The sequence below is a fragment of the Paenibacillus sp. FSL H7-0331 genome (assembly GCF_001956045.1).
This window is the reverse complement of record NZ_MRTH01000071.1, coordinates 1-16,562: the sequence shown is the minus strand read 5'-3', so window position 1 is coordinate 16,562 and position 16,562 is coordinate 1. Positions and strand designations below refer to the sequence as shown.

The window sequence follows — 16,562 nt, the reverse complement described above, 5'->3', positions numbered from 1 at the left end:
GGTCTGGCTGGAGCTTGCTAATTAACCACATCAGTTCAATATTTCTTTTCGTTTCGGTTTCCATTTTACGAGAAGAACGAATACCATTCATATAACAGTAAAGATAGAGCTTCAGAAGATCTTCCCGACGATAAGGTTTTTGGCCCGCTCTGGCTCCCGAAAACACCTGAAACCCCAATTCTTCTAGAGCCAAACAATCGACGTAAGCGTCGATGACTCGTACAGGACTTTCTTCTTCGACAAAGTCATCCAACGTATTTGGAAGTAAATGAATTTGATTTCTATCTTCACCTTTGATAAAAGGCATAAACGCTCATCTCCTTTTATATAGAGATTCGACAAAGACCATTCATTTCCATGCCAACAACAAAGATTTATGAATAATTGTTAGACAGTCTGACGTACGGTGGTGTAAGAGGTCGGGGACTAGCCGTCCCCTCCTACTCGATTCATAGCTTCATACAAAAATAGTGAACCTGCTTTTTTCAACAATACATCAGCGTAATCTTCATGGCGCTCAAATTGACTTCTGGGGAAGGGACATAATGGTGTGATCTTAATCTCTTTGGCACGAGCAAATTCTACTACTTGCTTCACTAACAACTGACCTACGCCTTGACCGCGCAAACTATCGAAAACAATAGTATGGTCTACTACATTGATGTCATTTCCACTGTGAACATAATGGATTTATCCTGTTCCCACACATGAAAAACATTCGTATCTTTTTTTATTTCGAGCATCGTAGTCACCCACTTTTAGGTACATCCTTCCTTATATATTCCAACGCGCCGCTTGGACATTTATGGATTTGAGATGCAATATTATCAGCCGTATCTCCATCAGCATGAACCCAAGGTCTCTTATTTACATCGAATACTCCAGGTGACCCGCTTAAGCAATTTCCAGAATGAGTACATTTTTCCGTGTAATATAAAACTTCGATATCTTTCCCAACATATCGCTTGAATTGATCTTCCACTTCTTATCGCACTCCTTTTAACGTTCAATTTTCATCTCGATTACTAGCTAGAATTATCCTAAAAAAAGAGACAATCCGAATTAAATTAATATCACTATTTTACTAGAATACTAGATAAGTTGTTTAAAACTTTCGAGCTAATTCACGAGCTTGCTGGATGGCTTTCTCTTTTATTGACGGGGCTTGATCCGGCGTTACAGCAACACCTTCGATAAAGATACCTTCGAATGAAGGAACACCAAAAAACTTCATAATCATAGTTAAGTGACGATGGCCTATTTCAAAATCTGCAAATGGCCCCCCCTGCGAATAGAAGTTACCAGCTGCTTGAATATGCACAGCCTTTTTATCACCAAGTAATCCAACTGGACCTACATCCTGAACATATTTGAAGGTTTTCCCCGCAACGCATATAGAATCAATATATGCTTTCATAACTGACGGGAAAGAAAAGTTCCACATTGGATTAATAAATACATATTTATCTGCTGCAACAAATTGGTCTACCAGTTCACCTAGACGACTTACTTTCGCTTTTTCTTCTGTGCTCAACTGATTAAAATCAGTACCAGAACTTAATTTTCTCCATCCGCTAAATACATCTGCATCAATTTGCGGGATAATTACTTGATAAAGATCGAGATGCAGTACTTCATCGGTAGGATTAGCTTCTCGATATTCATTAATAAATTCTTTTCCAACACTTAAACTATAAGAGTCCTGGTGATCTAGCGGATGAGCTGTAATATACAATACTGTTGCCATTTTGGTCAGTCTCCTTTAATTTGCTTTTTTGGACACTGATAAGACAATTGGCGACTTCAATGTGTGACATAAAAACAAGTTATTATTTTATGGCTTTTTGAAAATGATGGTTCAATCGGTAGCGGGGTAGTAAAAAGCGGGAAATCTTAGGTAATTGCAATTTCAGGACATTATGTTTTACAGTACACGATTTCGGCTATGCTCTGAACCACTGCTACTCGTTTGATCGTATCTTCCGTAACTTCCCCCCAATCGACATAAGATATAAATACTTATCGTAATAATGACAAGAAATTGTTTCTTAATAGTTACTTGTTTCCTTCGTCAACATTGGTTTTTGCTCCGCCAGAAACAGGTTTGATTCTTTACGCACATTAACCTCTTTTTCACCAATAACAATTTCAGTACAGCGGCTTTTCTAACAGCAGTGATCTTATAGTTATGGTCCTCAGATGGAACTAGACCGTCCTCACTGAAGGGTAAAGTTCCGTCCACGACAGAGACGTTCTTGAGATCTTTTGTCTCACCCGTAACGGTATTATTATTCCAACGCACGCAGATCCTGAGGCGTGCGTTGTGACGCTACATGGTGGTTGTCGAGCCTTAATCAATCACTTCGGCACAACAAAGGAAACGGTCGTGCCTTGATCCGGATAACTATGAATTTTCAATCCATTCCCGTACATTTGTTTCAGCCGCCAGTCGACATTAAACAGACCGACTCCCTGCCTGTCCTCCGAACGTCTGTGTAATAATCGCTGCATCGTTGCTTCGTCCATTCCCACACCGTTATCGGAAATAATTGCCTCTATGTGGTCTTCATATTCGGTAATTTGAATAAGGATCCTTCCTCCCAACGTTCGCCCCGTTATTCCGTGCCGCACGGCGTTTTCCACGAGCGGCTGAATGGAAAGCGGGGGTATCTTCAGCATTATGCTCGCCTCTATTTCCCAAACAATTTCCAAATTTTCATCGAAGCGTTCTTTCTCGATATACAAATATGAACGGACGAGAGCCAGTTCCTGCTCAAGCGGAACAAGCCGTTCGGAATTTGTAAAATTGAAGCTCGCCCGCAAATAATTGCCGAACTCATCGATCAAAAGGCGCATTCTGTTCAGATTGATGTCACTGAGCGCAGCGATCGCATTGAGCGCGTTGAATAAAAAGTGCGGCTGTATTTGCGCCTGCAGCCAGGCCGCCTCCATACGCAGCCGTTCGCGCATCGAACGGCGCACATCGGTTAGTGCCCGCACTCGAGCTATCAATTCCATCGTATCTGCAGGCTTTACTACGTAATCGTTGGCACCCGCCAAAAATCCTGCGGCAATATCTTCAGACTTGTTGCGTGCGGTCAGAAGCAGAATGGGCAGCTCCGAGCTCGAATAGCGCTTGCGGATGGCGCGCGTTAACTCATATCCAGATATATGAGGCATCATGACGTCGGCAATGACCAGATCCCACTCTCTTGTTTTCAGTTGGGACAATGCTTCCTTGCCACTCGTAACCGCAACGATATCGAAGTTATGCGCAGCTAAAATGTCCTCCATTACTTTCAGGTTAAGCGGATCGTCGTCCACAGCCAATACGATCGGTCTATCTGTAGAGTCGGAACTTGGCGTATCCGTATCTTCGTCGTATTGAACATTCGAGCCGGCAGCGCCTGTTTCCATATAAGTGGCTAATAGAGCCGGCGCAGCTTTCATTTCCGGTTGAACGGACAACGAATCGGACAGTGCCAAAGCAAATGTGAATACCGCGCCTTCGCCGGGGGCAGAGCTGACCTCCAGCGCTTCGCCGTGCAGCTCGACGAGCTGCTTGCAAATGCTGAGGCCGAGACCGAGGCCGCCGCTGGGAGCCGCCGTTATGCCGGAGTCGCCTTGCTCGTACGATTTAAAGATTCTTTGCAGCGTTTCCGCGTCCATGCCGACACCTGTATCTGCAACGCTAACGTACGCTTTCCCGCCCTTAACGCCCGCTCGGATGGTGATTGTCCCTTCGTTAGTAAATTTGATCGCATTGTGAACCAGATTGAACAAAATTTGAACGAGTCGGTTTTCATCGGCCATCACAGGAGGAAATTCATTCGGTATCTCGCTAACCAGCCGGATCGGTTTGCCGTCGGTCATGAAGCGAAGTATGTCGAATACGCCGGAAGCGACCGCTTGCACCTGAACGCTTTGCACCTGCAGGCGGACGATGCCCTCCTTGAGACGCGTCAAATCGAGCAGGTCATTTAACATAAACGACATGCGCCGGCCGACGGTGATCATCAACTCCAAATTTCTGGCGCTCTTATCGCTCAGCGCATGTTTTTCGATGTCAAGAACCGTTTGCGCCATATTCAACATTCCGTGCAGCGGATTGCGCAATTCATGGGATGTGTTCGCCAGAAAATCGTCCTTCAGTTTGTCTGCCATCCTTAACTGCTCGTTCAGCTTGGCGTTTTCTTCGGAATTGCGAAAATACTGCTTAAACCAGTAAGCGGAAAAACTGATGATAGCCGCCAGCACGTCAAACGGGTAGTAGACACCCGTTATTACCGAGCGAGGATTAAGCAATCCCCATGCGGAGCTGGATAACATACTCGTGGCGGCAAGCAGCAGAAAGGTAGCGCCAGGCTGATTTCTGGCTATCATTTTGCCGATCAGATAGATACCCCAGGCCATTGGGAACCAATAAAGAAGTCTGAATACGTTAGCTTCAATCGTATAGTAAATGAGCGGCGGCGGCATGACCGCCACAACCCCCGAATAGAACACGAAAACAACCGCGTACGTACGAAACCAAACCGTGTTGGTTCGGAGCTTGGCAAATATTGCGACCATCAGCAGGAAAAAAAAGGGGATCGACGTGTACGAGAGCAACTTGATTTTCATCGCCCATGCATAGCTGATGAATGGCATGCATACCAGCAGGAGGCTGTCGTTATCGGACACAATCGAAAGACCGGAGACCAGAAGCAGCATGAAGAAGACAAGAAACGATTTTTGCCGATTGAACACGTATAACATCAAGGCATACAAGCCATACAACATCAGTATCATGAATGTCACAACCTGAAAGCCAATGGAGCTCCAGCGTTCGGTATCGATGGCCGCATCCGACCCGAAGCGGATGTCCCTGACAATGCCACCGTTAAACGGATTTTCGAAATTAGCAACGCGTACAAGCAGCTCGATCTCACTCACTCCGTTTGCCTTATAGAGCGGGGTATAAGAAATCCGGCGGGGCGTATACGTTTTCGCTTGCTCAGTCGGTTGGCCGACTCCTGCTATCTGACCGTTGAATTCAACAACTGAAGAGGCTTGAATTTCCTGAATCCAGAATTCGAAAGTCTGTTGCGGCAAAGGATCGACAAGAATGCGCAGCCGATACGTCCCATATCCGAACGACGACTTTGACCCTTCCGGCATGGCGCTTCGCCAATCTCCAGGAACCTGAATATAACGCTTGTCAAGGGATTGCGAACGTTTGTCTTCATGCGTGATGAAGGCTTCTGGATAAAAATCCCACTCGCCTTTCAACGTAATGGAACGGGAGCTTGCGAAGTCCCAGTCACGCAGATCGAGCACGCCTTGAACCGCTCTCGGATGTTCAGGCGCAGGAAAAATCCCGGACCAAAGCCACCGGATTCCGAGAAGTATAGAGAGAAATAGGATGAACGTCGCAGTATATTTCAGGGCAGTTTTGTTTTTTAACCGTGTCATTCAGAGCTCACTCCCAACATTTCGCCGAGCAACCCCACCATCTGCTTGCAAATGCTGGAGTTCATATTTTCGACAAGAACAGCATGAATTCCTTCTGTCGCAATGGAATGTAAAGAAAGCCCACCAATATTCGAAACATTGGCGGGCTTTCTTGTTTTGTTACTAAATCAATGGCGTTTTGTTACGGTAACCAAATTTCCATACCGTTTGATTTTTCGTATTGATGGGCATTGGTTGCTTCCATGATGTCATAGTATGCCCAGAAGCCATTTGAAACGTCTTTGAAAACTTTGATGCTGGTAGACGCATCGATGGTTTTCCTGTCAGGCTGACGATTAAGCATTCTGTTTACAATCGTAGCAGACTCTGCACGAGTGATGGTTTTATCCGATTCAAAGGTGCCGTCCGGATAGCCATTTACCCATCCATATTCCGCTGAAGTTGCTATGCTGGAATATGCCCAATGGGTTTTCAATACATCCGTAAAGGTCTTATTGCCTACAGCTTTATTCGAAAAGCTTACTGCTATAATTGTAAACTCTGCACGAGTAATGGCCTTATTAGGTGCGAAGGAGCCATCTTCATAGCCGTTAATAATACCGAGGCTAGCTAAGGTATTCACAGCTTTTGCATACCAAGCATTTTCAGGTACATCAGCAAAGTGCACTCCTGAAGTATTTACATCCTGATTTTTTAGAAGATTATAGAACATCTGAGCTACTTCAGCACGGGTTACTGAGGCATCAGACCTAAAGGTTCCATCCTCATAACCATTTAAATATACTAAATGTTCCATCGTATTTAGCAACTTGAATACTCCCGTATCAGTAGCCGATGCTGGCGTAGCCTTGAACGTAGCGTTAATCTTAACTGTGCCGTTCGGTTGGATATACGTATAAGTACCGTTACCAAGGCTTGTATAGCTGATTACATTACCTTTATCATCTGTAATTGATAACTTGTCCAGTGTATATCCAGCATCAGGTGTAACAGTAAGGGTCACGGTTGCTCCGACTGCAGCGTTAGGATTATCTACAGTAACTTTTCCGCCTGCCACATCATCAATCGTGACAGTGGAACTCACGGTGCTACCGCCGCCGCCGCCTCCACTTCCGCCGCTCCCACTATCATTATTATTGTCTGATGGCAGTGAAGGTCCTGAGCCCGGCAAGTTATCCGCAAATATCATTTGGTTTGAGTAAACCAAAGCATAAGTCGAAAACTTGGTAGAGGAGAACGTTACCGTTGTTCCATTGACAGAGGCTGGAATGAATTCCGTACGCCCATTATGAACTCTCACAATAGCGAAATACTTATAACCCAGCAGATTTGTTGGAATGGTCAGTGTAATACTAATCGGCACCGGTACTACAGGCACAAGCTGAGAAGCGCCTGCATTGATCACTGCACCACTGCTGTTTAGTACATCTACTTTTTTGGTAATGTTAATATCATACATAAAGCCAATGTTAGCCGCACTTGGGGCAACAAGGGTATTAATTAAGCTTTTGTCATCTAATACTCCTTGAGTTGTGCTATTAGACACATCTGTCGCATTCAGATTAAGAGTGACATTCAAAGATTGGCCATTCAGGACCTGAGCAATTTCTGCAGGTGTAAGCAGCATAACCTTTTGATTATCCAATTGATTTCTTGTGGTAGAAGGGTCTACAACACCACTTACGGCACTGCTAATCTTTAACGAAGCCTGGAGCAAATTCAATATCGCATTCGATAAATTCTCCACCGTTGTCCTGCTAATTTGCAATTGTTCTTCCGGTGTGAGAGCAGTAAATTCATCATGTGCTGCTTTTAAAGCCTCTAATGTATTCGTATTGACAGCAGCTACCATATCACTGGACACCTTTGAAACAGCGGTCGAAGGATGCACAATAATGGTTCCCTTTTCATCGCTTGTAACGCTCATTCCCGCTGGTGTTCCGACATTTGGCGTAAATGGCCCAAATGTGACGTTGCCTTTGTCATCTACGGTAGCAATAGCCGTAAATGTTGCGTTAAGTGCTGCATTGTCAGGGTTCGTAATCGTAATACTTGCTGGATATACCCCTACCGTCACACCTTTTACAACGTATTTGCCGGTGTATTGATTTACACTGCCTGTAACGCCAGCCACCGTGATCGTTGCTTGTGTAGGATAGGTTTTATCTTCATACATCATTCCGCCAGTAACAGCAACCTCTGGAACCAAAGCAGCTCTTGCCTTTTCCAACGCGGACTTTGCCGCATCGACCTCGGCTTGAGTCACATCAGGTCTGGCTAGTACAGCTTGTGCCTCGTTTAATGCTTGTTGCAACGCTTGCCAGCTAATTGGCGAATAGGTTGCTGGATTCAAGTTTTCCGCGACAATCTCTGCTTGTTTAGCACGCAGCTTGCTCAAGTCGACCATAGTGCCCCGCGCGAATTCCAGAGCGGATAGTGCTTGTCCGAGCTCAACTGGAGTAGCTTGCGGCGAGCGGTTAAGTAAAGCTTTCGCTTCGTCCCGCGCCTTGGTCAAATTAGCCCAGCTGCTAATCGTATAATCGCCCGGTATCAAGGTGCCAATTGTAATCTCGTTTTGGATTTTGTCCGTAGTGGCTTTCAGCTTGTCAGCATCGCTGATCAAGTTGGCCCGTGCGGTTTCCAAGGCGACCAAGGCGGCATCGACTTGTACCTGCGTGGAAGCCGGATTGTTCAACACCTCATTGGCGTTAGCCAGCGCGGTTTGCAGCGTTGCCCAACTTTCCGGCGCATAGTTGGCCTCCGTCAAACTTTTGATTCCAGTCAGTTTGGTCTGAAGAACGGTTTTGTACACTTTCGCAAAGGTGAACAGGGAGCCGTTGCCGAGCCTGCTGCTGTCGAAAGTAGCTTGTCCCGCCGCATTCAGCGTAATGCCCGAATTCACCCCATCGATAATGAGATAGTACAGCACGGAAGGATTTTCGGCCGTCATATCCAGCTTCAAAGTGATGTTCCGGTCCTGCCAATTCGACTTTTCCACCTTAAACACACGGTTCAACTGCTTCAACGTATGTCCTGGAGCTTCCGGCACATTGGTTTCATAGTTGGCGGTTGCGCCGTTGTCGCTGAATGTAAGGAACGAGGAATCAGCGTTAATCTTATTGGTATTGGCAGCATTGGACGGTTGAACCGCATCACCTAATGCGATCGTCACCAGCGCGCCCTGGTCCTGCGATTTGGACTGCTTTTGTAGCAAGTCGCTGCCGTCGTCCCGACCGATGCCGGTAATCCGGTTGCCGTAGCCTTGATTGTTGGCTGCCGTCCACATCTTGTCTAAGCCATTGCTGGCTGTATAATCCGTTTTGCCACCATTTAGCGTCAAGCCGTATTTCAAAGCCAAATAGCTGTTTACTTTTAGCTTCTCAGGGTCGCTCAACTTGCGATTGTATACGAAAATTTCGGAAATATCACCCTGGAATATGCTGTAGTGGCCGGCTCCGATGTAATAGAAATTCGGAACAGGAGGGACAAAGTTAACGCTGTTGGACGTTGCTTGGAGCAACGGATTGCCATCGACTGAAAGTGCCCAATCCTGATTTGTCGCGGACGCGTCAAGCAAACGAGGTTTCTTCAGATCGATGCCGCCGACTCCAACAGATCGGATAACCTCGGACCCGAAGCGCGTTAAAATGTTGCCGTCCTTGTTGCCGTAAGTTGAATTCTGTAAAGCAATGTTACCTCCGAAATCCCATGGGAATCTATTGGCTGTGTCGGTTATTTTGCTGGTCTGCACGGAAAACACTTCCCGTTGCGTATCAGCAGTCCCAAACGAAGCCCCCTTATAATAACCGTTAACCCCCGTAGCTTGAATACCGGCATTAAAATTGATCGCCGCCGCAGCATACGGCATAGTCCCTGCCGCCTGATGAGACCAAGTTCTGCCGGAATCTGCCAAATCCTTCAGGCTTCCGACGGCCGTTTGGTTATCGGCGCTCTTCTCTACATTAACCCACGAGACCAGACCGCCGCTTACGCCGCCCGGAGCTGCGATCTTAGGTGCGACAATTGTCTTCGTTGTGCTTATTTGAATACTGGTGTCATCATTCGGCATTCCGCCGAATTCGAGGACGTAGCCTTGAACGTTGTTGCTAAAAGGGTAATCGTTCCATTTGCCCGAATTACTCCCTGGTCCATAAATATGGGCTACTTGCTCGGAGCCATTGTAGTTATTTGGCTCTCCTGATAACCAGTTCGCATACGCACCTACTGTACTTCCCGGATTGTAACCGTTCCAGAACGGTCTGCCGCTCCCGCTGTTTTCCAAGCCTTCAGGGCCAGTCACCCAACGCCAGTCTCCGGCGGCCGGATTGTTGGTTACAGATCCTCCGTTTTTCCGCCCGATATCTTCTGCGCCAATCCAACCAACACCCTGCGTTTTTTGCGCGATGAAATCATTTTCGCCTTGACTTGTTATGGTTGCGAGGTAGCCTTTCCGCCCGAGGAAGGATTGGCTACTGGCACCCGACACTGCTTGATTCCACGTAAGAGCAGTCGGCAGGGAGATATAATAGTAGAAATGACCGTTCCCGCTGTAAGACAGATAGGGCCCCATTGAGAAACCAATGGTTCTGTCACTTTTATCAGTAGATGTGGTTGAATACTTCACGGTTCTTAATAAATTTTGATATTTTGCTGCTGAAACATTGTTTTTTAGTATTAAAACCCCATTGGCGGCATTGCTTTTGTCTACCGTAATGCCGTCACTTCCAGCCACAGTTTCATCGACGGACAAGGAATCTCCGCTTTTAAAATTGTCTATGACAACCGTAGCGCCTGGCACTATACCGCCATTGTCGGTATATTTGATAGTTAAATTCCCATCAACCGTAACAGGGGTACTGCCTTGGGATGAAGTAGTTCCTGCGGATGCGAATATTCCAGAGGGTATTGTATCGGCACTTGACAGTTTTTTAATTTTAGTGCCATCCGCCACATACACATTGCCGCTGCTGTCTACGGCTATGCCAGTGGGAGAAGTAAAGCTTTCCGAACCAGTGATGTCCGTCCAACTTCCGTTCGACAGTTTTTTTATTTTCTTATCGCCAAAATCCGTCACATACACGTTGCCGCTGCTGTCTACGGCTATGTTTTGTAATTTGTCAAAGCTTGCCGAACCGGTGATGTCCGTCCAACTATTACTTCCGTTCGGCAGTTTTTTCACCTTGTGATTTCCAGAATCAACCACATACAAATTGCCGCTACTATCTACAGCCACGCCACCGGGATAGCTAAAGCCTCCCGAAGAGGTAATGTCTATCCAATTACCGTTCGACAGTTTTTTAATTGTGTTAGCTTGATTGTCCGTAACATACACAGTGCCGCTATTGTCTACTGCTATGCCAAAGGGAAGAGTAAAGCTTCCCGAACCGGTGATGTCCGTCCAACTATTACTTCCGTTCGTTAGTTTTTTTACTTTGCTATTGTCACTATCCGTCGCATATACAGTGCCGCTATTGTCTACTGCTATGCCAAAGGGACGAGTAAAGCTTTCCGAATAGGTGATGTCCGTCACATTGCCATTCGACAGTTTTTTTATTTTCTTATCGATAATATCTGTCATATACACATTGTCACTGACTACTGCTACACCATAGGGAGAGCTAAAGCTTCCCGAACCGGTGATGTCCGTCCACGTTCCAGTTGCCGCATGGGCTGAACTCCCGCCTACAGCCATCTGAAGCACAGGAAGGAACAACAACAAGAAACACATCAGCACATTAGGTATTCTTTTCTTCATTTGCTTCTCTTTCAATTTGTACTCATCCTCTCTTTGATCGTTCAACATGTCTTCGAACCATAATACTGATAAACTGCTGCTGAAATATTGCCTTTAAGTATTGAAACTCCATTATAAGCATTGCTTTTATCTGCCGTAATGTTGTTGCTTCCTTCCACAGTTTCATCGACGGACAAAGAATCTCCACTTTTAAAGTTGTTTATGACAACCGTAACGCCTGACAATATGATCCCCGGCCGCCTTAAACCGGAACACATCCCGAAGTCCCTCTTCCTCTTACTAAAAAACATCCCCAACCCCGTAAAATAACTGCCGTTCTTATTCTATTCCGCTCTCATACTCGTTCCACTCCTGTCCAATAGGGAGCCAATGCACCACAATCCCTATATTTCGATAAAATCTATGTTATTTCAACAAGTGTGATCTTAACATAAGGATCTATACAAATTCTCTACAAGCCTTGGTTGCTTTCACAACGCTGTTTTCATGCCGGTTGTCGCAGGTTGCATACCTTCCATGCTTTAAACGATAATGGTCGGAAAAGAGGCGGATGCTTGAACGTGAAAATAACCCACACCGTCATATATATTTCAAAAAACTGTGCTCTTTTTCTGCGGAAACGCGGCTTATTCGGACAAGCTTTAATCATTGATTGCCAAAATGCCGATAGTATGAGATAGCGGGTCTAATCGCGCAGAAAAAATATATATGTTTTTATGGAGAGTGAAATACATGAAGATCATGCTGGTCGATGACGAAGCGCTGGCGCTAAACCAAATTCACCGAATGCTATCAGGATATTCCAAGCTTTCAGTGGTCGGTTCGTTCCGGAATGCGCGAGAGGCTATTGCGCGAATGCCGGAGCTTCAGCCGGACGTCATATTTTTCGATATTCACATGCCGGGACTATCGGGAATCGATGCGGTTGAGTTAGCACGGGAGGCTTGTCCAGGAGTCGATATTGTATTTATAACGGCACATCAAGAATATGCTATCCAAGGTTTCGATCTGAATGCGGTCGATTATTTACTTAAACCGCTGCTTCAAGCTCGTTTGGATCAAACGATCATGCGGCTGATGCAAAGAAAATTGTATAAACCAGAGGCTATCCAGTCAACAGCGCCTTCTCGTATTCTTTGTTTTCGGTCTCTCCGTTTTCAGCGTAGCGGCGGGTCTCCGGAAATTCCGAAATGGCGGACGTTAAAAACGCAGGCTCTGTTTGCTTATCTACTGCACCATCGTGGCAATATCGTCCGCAAGGAAACGATTTTGGAGCAGCTGTGGCCGGAGCTTGACGTTAAACAGGCAGCGGGTCATTTGTACACATTGATTTATCACATCAGACAGTGCTTGAAGCAAATGGGCATCAATGCCACCATCCGCAATATGACTATTCAAGAAGGCTACATGCTCGACACAAGCTCCACTCGGATTGACGTGGATGAATGGGAAAACGGTTTGCGGCAGGCGAGCAAAGGGAATTGGGTCCACAGTCACTCCGAACTGCGACGGTTGCTTGAACTTTATGAAGGGGACTATTTTCAGGAGCACGGTTACTGGTGGGCAGAGGACGAACGTGAAAGACTAAGGAAGCTATGGTGCCAGCACGCCCGTTCGTTAGCCCGATTCTATGAGAAAGCCGGGATGCAGGAGGAGGCGGTCGTGATATACAAACGGATTCAGGATGCGGATCCGTTTAACGAAGATGACGGACTTGCGCTGATGAAGCTTTATATGTCAATCGGACAGAGTGAAGAAACGGAGAGGCATTACCATAAGATGAGTCAGCTGTTTTCAAATGAGCTTCAGATCGGCTTGCCTGCCAGACTGGTAAACTGGTTCGAACAAGCGACAATGAAATTGTCCCCTAACGAATGAGGATGACGAATGAGGACATCAACAAGGCAGAGACTTAGTCATACCTAAGTCATATCATTTGGCCTCGTAGATTCTCTGCAATAAAGCGGAGGGAGTCATCATTTCTTGGTTTTTGTTCGTTGTTCAACCACTCAAGTCCTCTTTCATCGGACTGCGGCCAATAAATTGCATCAACATTCCTAGAAACTTCATCGTCAAATGATCGAAATAAAGAAATATCGGTAGTTTGTATCGCTCTTAAACTCAGGGAGGAACCGTTCCAATAATTTAGCAGCATAATCCTAGTACCTCATCTCGTTGTTCTGATTCTGGAAATTGTAAACCGTATGATGCTGAACACTATGCTTTGGGTTGCGAGGTCCGGAGCGTGGCGAGACCTATCTGAACATTACGGCTCATGGAAGACGGTATATACGGGTTTCCGTCGATGGCAGATTGCGGGCATTTGGGATGAAACTCTGAAGCATGTTTCCGTTTCTCCTGATTTTGAACATATCATGATCGATGCCACCATCGTCCGCGTCCACCAGCATGGTTCGGGTGCAATAGGGGGCAGCAATTCCAGGCAATCGGACGCTCCAGAGATGGAATAACGACCAAAATTCATGCCATCGTAGACGCGGTTGGTAATCTGCTACGCGCTATGAACTGACCGCTGGCAATAGCCACGACTGTGTGAAAGGCTATGAAATGCTTCAAGATATGGATCTCGTCGGCAAGACGGTGATTGCCGTTCGAGGTTATGACATAAACAACATTCTGGAACTCATTGAGAAGCAGCAAGCGATCGCCGTCATTCCGACTCGGAAACTTACACACTCTAGTACATGAAACAGAGTTTTTATTAAACTAAATTTAGCTCTTCTTTAATCTTCTTCATCTCTGTTGTAGCATGTTTAATTAAATTCCTATTAATTTTTTCACCTGTGTATACATTGTAATCATCAATCACTTGAGTCAAATATTCCTTCAATTCAACATCGGACTTATCCAGTAATTCAATTCCACGCCATTCATCATCCCAAATCGCAGCAATACATTTCCTATTATTTTCATTAGGGCATGTGTTTTCATCATTTGATTGGTCAAAATTAAAAAGCCAATACTTATACTTCTTGTTGATTTTCATTATTTTCATCCTCCTCAAATGAAACCGAGATTTCATCTACTCTACTTGTTTTGATATAAATGAAGTAGCTACTTCTGCTACTTTCACCTCAAATTCTCTCATTGTGGCTGTCGCCCCCAACGTGATCCAGATAATCCTCTCCCAAGCGCAAATCATCGTTGCTCCCTGCTTTGCAACCATTTAACCGTCCCAATGAAGCCTGTCAGTCCTATTAAAAATACCAGAAAATAACTGATACCCACCAAGGGAAATGATGCGACGCCGTTTTCCTTCAAATGCAAAGCAGGTACAGACCAGGGCAGATACGCGCCAATGGCAGTAGGCCCGAATACCAATGCCAGCATCAAAGTTGTAAATGCAAAGCCGATCGGCACCAGATAACCGCGCGATATGCAGGCCAACAGGGCAAGAGGTGCACTTATTAACAGGTGAAGAGCGCCAATTGTAAGTATTAGGAACAAATAATGTTGTACAGTCGCAAACGAGAATCCAAGCAAAATCTGCGTTTTGAAGTGCTTGATTTGCTGTGTAAGTCCCATGATGGCCTGGCATTCCCAGCCACAGCTCATGCGCACTTGGAACCCCACTAGGCCCAGTAATGTCGTAACGACTGGTATGTTCGTCTTCTTTACGAATTCAAGCAGTTCCTCTGACGCACCGGAATAGACAACTCCTCCCCCGACATAATGACAGGCTGGCTCGACTCGGCTAATGTTTTCATTAACGTTTCAATTGTCGCCGGCTCTGGAATCAGATTCCCGTTATATCCTCGCAGCTCAAGTTTGTCTGAAGGAAGGTACAGCACTCGCTGATTAGACACATCTTTAGGCACATCAGAAGGTAATCGTCAATAATGAGTATGTAGAGGTGGTCATAAAGAGCAAGAATCCACAACCTCATGCGGTTGTGGATTTATAGTATGGAGACGAGAGAGGTCGAACCCCTGACTCTTGAGTGCCAGCGACGCGCTCTCCCAGCATTGGGTATTTCACCACCCAAAAAGTTTGACGCTATATAGAATGAACTCGATACTACTTAAAAAACATCAAACGCTTCACAAATGACTGGCATTGATTTATCGAACACTAGCCCCGCGCGTCTTCTGAACAATCGACCGCCTCTTTGAGATCGCCGCAAAGAACTATCAGGAGCAAATTTACCAGATGGGTCTTTCTGTTAGACCAAAGAAGACAAATCGACAGATAGACGATGAACGGGACTCCGCACATGACTGGAAAGCTGGTAAAGAAATGAAGGCCGTGGCAACTCGGATACAAGCTTCCTTATGAGACCTTCCGTGTTCAGCTCGCCCAGACGCATAGAAAGCATACGGGGCGTTACCTGATCCAGTACTCGGCGGATTTCTTGGAAATGCTCGTGCTCAAAGCCAAGTGTTAGTAGCACCGGAATATTCCATGCTTTAGCGGACAAGGAGCCATGGGCAATATGCGACTCCGCAATATGGATGGCCTTGGCCATTTCTCTCCAAAGCTTACCCTCCTCGGTAAGCGCGTATTCCGGTAATAAGGGATGGCGGCGTTCGTAGGGTGAAAGATGCTGGATGATCCCTAGATGAACCAACTGTTTTAAGTTTTCGCTCAACCTTGCAGGCGCGATGTCGAGTTGTCGCTGGAGGGGAGTAAACCGCCCCCCATTAGATTCCAGTCGGAGTAATATGGGAATCGTCCACCGACCCGAAAGCTTCTGTGAGGCTTGAATGATGAGCGCCTCCTTATCCACAGTTAAACCAATGACTCTGCTAACATTAGGTTATGCCCGTCAGGATCAACAAAAGTAGCCAGTTTTACCATGTTGGGGATCGTTTCGATTTCACCAATAAACGTAATGCCTTTACCAGAAAAGCCTTCAACGGCCCGTTCGAGATTATGTACATCAAATACGGTTGAAGAAGTTGAAGGAATTACGGATTCGACCTCAGAGAAACCGATTGTACAATCATTCGTGTTCGTACTGATAATGGCCATACCACCCTCTGTGTCATGAAACTGCAGTTGAAAATCAAGCTTCTTCGTGTAAAATTCCAACGTGCGTTCGATGCTAGTTACATTATACCAAATCGTAAGTCCAGGTTTATACAAAGCTCATCCCCCCTTTTGATACCGTTATTATACTAACTATAATAACGGTAGTAAAGATTTTTTACCTTTTAATTTTAAAGTGGAGAAGAACATCTGTTTTTGCTCATTGAAATTGCGATTATTTATTCTACAAGTATGTCAGAACAAAAAACCTCCTTTCGGAGGTTCCAGCTTGTCGAGAAACCCGGACATTTTAAAAATACCGGGTTTCTCTTTTTGTTTTGCACGTATCAAATCGAGAAATCGA

General features: G+C 45.6%; 14 protein-coding genes. 3 read left to right on the top strand and 11 right to left on the bottom strand.

Annotated elements, in window-relative coordinates:
- The 6 genes from BK127_RS40090 to BK127_RS40065 all read right to left on the bottom strand — a co-directional run.
- On the bottom strand, positions 1–307 hold a 307-nt coding region (locus BK127_RS40090), incomplete at its 3' end, for a transposase (protein ID WP_144026705.1).
- A 119-nt stretch (positions 308–426) separates the two neighbouring features.
- Positions 427–627 carry a GNAT family N-acetyltransferase gene (locus tag BK127_RS45335; RefSeq protein WP_256711665.1) on the bottom strand — a complete coding sequence of 67 codons (201 nt, stop codon included), beginning with the start codon at positions 625–627 and terminating at the stop codon, positions 427–429.
- Between the two features lie 121 nt (positions 628–748).
- The gene (locus BK127_RS40080; protein WP_076238258.1) at positions 749–982 is read right to left on the bottom strand and encodes a (4Fe-4S)-binding protein; all 234 of its coding nucleotides are present in this window, start codon (positions 980–982) and stop codon (positions 749–751) included.
- A gap of 123 nt (positions 983–1,105) precedes the next feature.
- The gene (locus BK127_RS40075; RefSeq protein WP_076238257.1) at positions 1,106–1,747 is read right to left on the bottom strand and encodes an NAD(P)H-dependent oxidoreductase; all 642 of its coding nucleotides are present in this window, start codon (positions 1,745–1,747) and stop codon (positions 1,106–1,108) included.
- Between the two features lie 611 nt (positions 1,748–2,358).
- Positions 2,359–5,454: an ATP-binding protein gene (locus BK127_RS40070; RefSeq protein ID WP_076238256.1), complete on the bottom strand. Its 3,096-nt coding sequence runs from the start codon at positions 5,452–5,454 to the stop codon at positions 2,359–2,361.
- Positions 5,455–5,635: 181 nt separating this feature from the next.
- Positions 5,636–11,209 (bottom strand): DUF8202 domain-containing protein, encoded by a 5,574-nt coding sequence (locus tag BK127_RS40065; RefSeq protein ID WP_179097792.1) that lies wholly within the window; start codon positions 11,207–11,209, stop codon positions 5,636–5,638.
- 732 nt (positions 11,210–11,941) lie between these two features.
- On the opposite strand from BK127_RS40065, the gene BK127_RS40055 reads away from it, so the two are divergent.
- The 3 genes from BK127_RS40055 (at position 11,942) to BK127_RS45955 (ending at position 13,918) form a co-directional block, all read left to right on the top strand.
- Positions 11,942–13,087, top strand: a complete 1,146-nt coding sequence (locus BK127_RS40055; protein ID WP_076238253.1) for a response regulator — start codon at positions 11,942–11,944, stop codon at positions 13,085–13,087.
- Between the two features lie 326 nt (positions 13,088–13,413).
- Positions 13,414–13,680, top strand: coding sequence for a transposase (locus BK127_RS40045; protein ID WP_083689951.1), 267 nt, complete (start codon positions 13,414–13,416; stop codon positions 13,678–13,680).
- A gap of 55 nt (positions 13,681–13,735) precedes the next feature.
- Positions 13,736–13,918: a transposase gene (locus BK127_RS45955; protein ID WP_144026707.1), complete on the top strand. Its 183-nt coding sequence runs from the start codon at positions 13,736–13,738 to the stop codon at positions 13,916–13,918.
- Between the two features lie 13 nt (positions 13,919–13,931).
- On the opposite strand, the gene BK127_RS40035 is transcribed toward BK127_RS45955, so the two are convergent.
- The 5 genes from BK127_RS40035 to BK127_RS40015 form a co-directional block, all read right to left on the bottom strand.
- Complete coding sequence (locus tag BK127_RS40035; protein ID WP_076238250.1) at positions 13,932–14,216, bottom strand: hypothetical protein; 285 nt, start codon at positions 14,214–14,216, stop codon at positions 13,932–13,934.
- Positions 14,217–14,368: 152 nt separating this feature from the next.
- Positions 14,369–14,860 (bottom strand): hypothetical protein, encoded by a 492-nt coding sequence (locus BK127_RS40030; RefSeq protein WP_256711666.1) that lies wholly within the window; start codon positions 14,858–14,860, stop codon positions 14,369–14,371.
- Positions 14,845–15,036 carry a hypothetical protein gene (locus tag BK127_RS45330; protein ID WP_256711664.1) on the bottom strand — a complete coding sequence of 64 codons (192 nt, stop codon included), beginning with the start codon at positions 15,034–15,036 and terminating at the stop codon, positions 14,845–14,847. Before BK127_RS45330 ends, BK127_RS40030 begins: the two co-directional genes overlap by 16 nt.
- A gap of 356 nt (positions 15,037–15,392) precedes the next feature.
- Positions 15,393–15,956 (bottom strand): winged helix-turn-helix transcriptional regulator, encoded by a 564-nt coding sequence (locus tag BK127_RS44315; RefSeq protein WP_076238249.1) that lies wholly within the window; start codon positions 15,954–15,956, stop codon positions 15,393–15,395.
- A 2-nt stretch (positions 15,957–15,958) separates the two neighbouring features.
- Positions 15,959–16,315 (bottom strand): VOC family protein, encoded by a 357-nt coding sequence (locus BK127_RS40015; protein ID WP_076238248.1) that lies wholly within the window; start codon positions 16,313–16,315, stop codon positions 15,959–15,961.
- Positions 16,316–16,562: the final 247 nt, after the last annotated feature.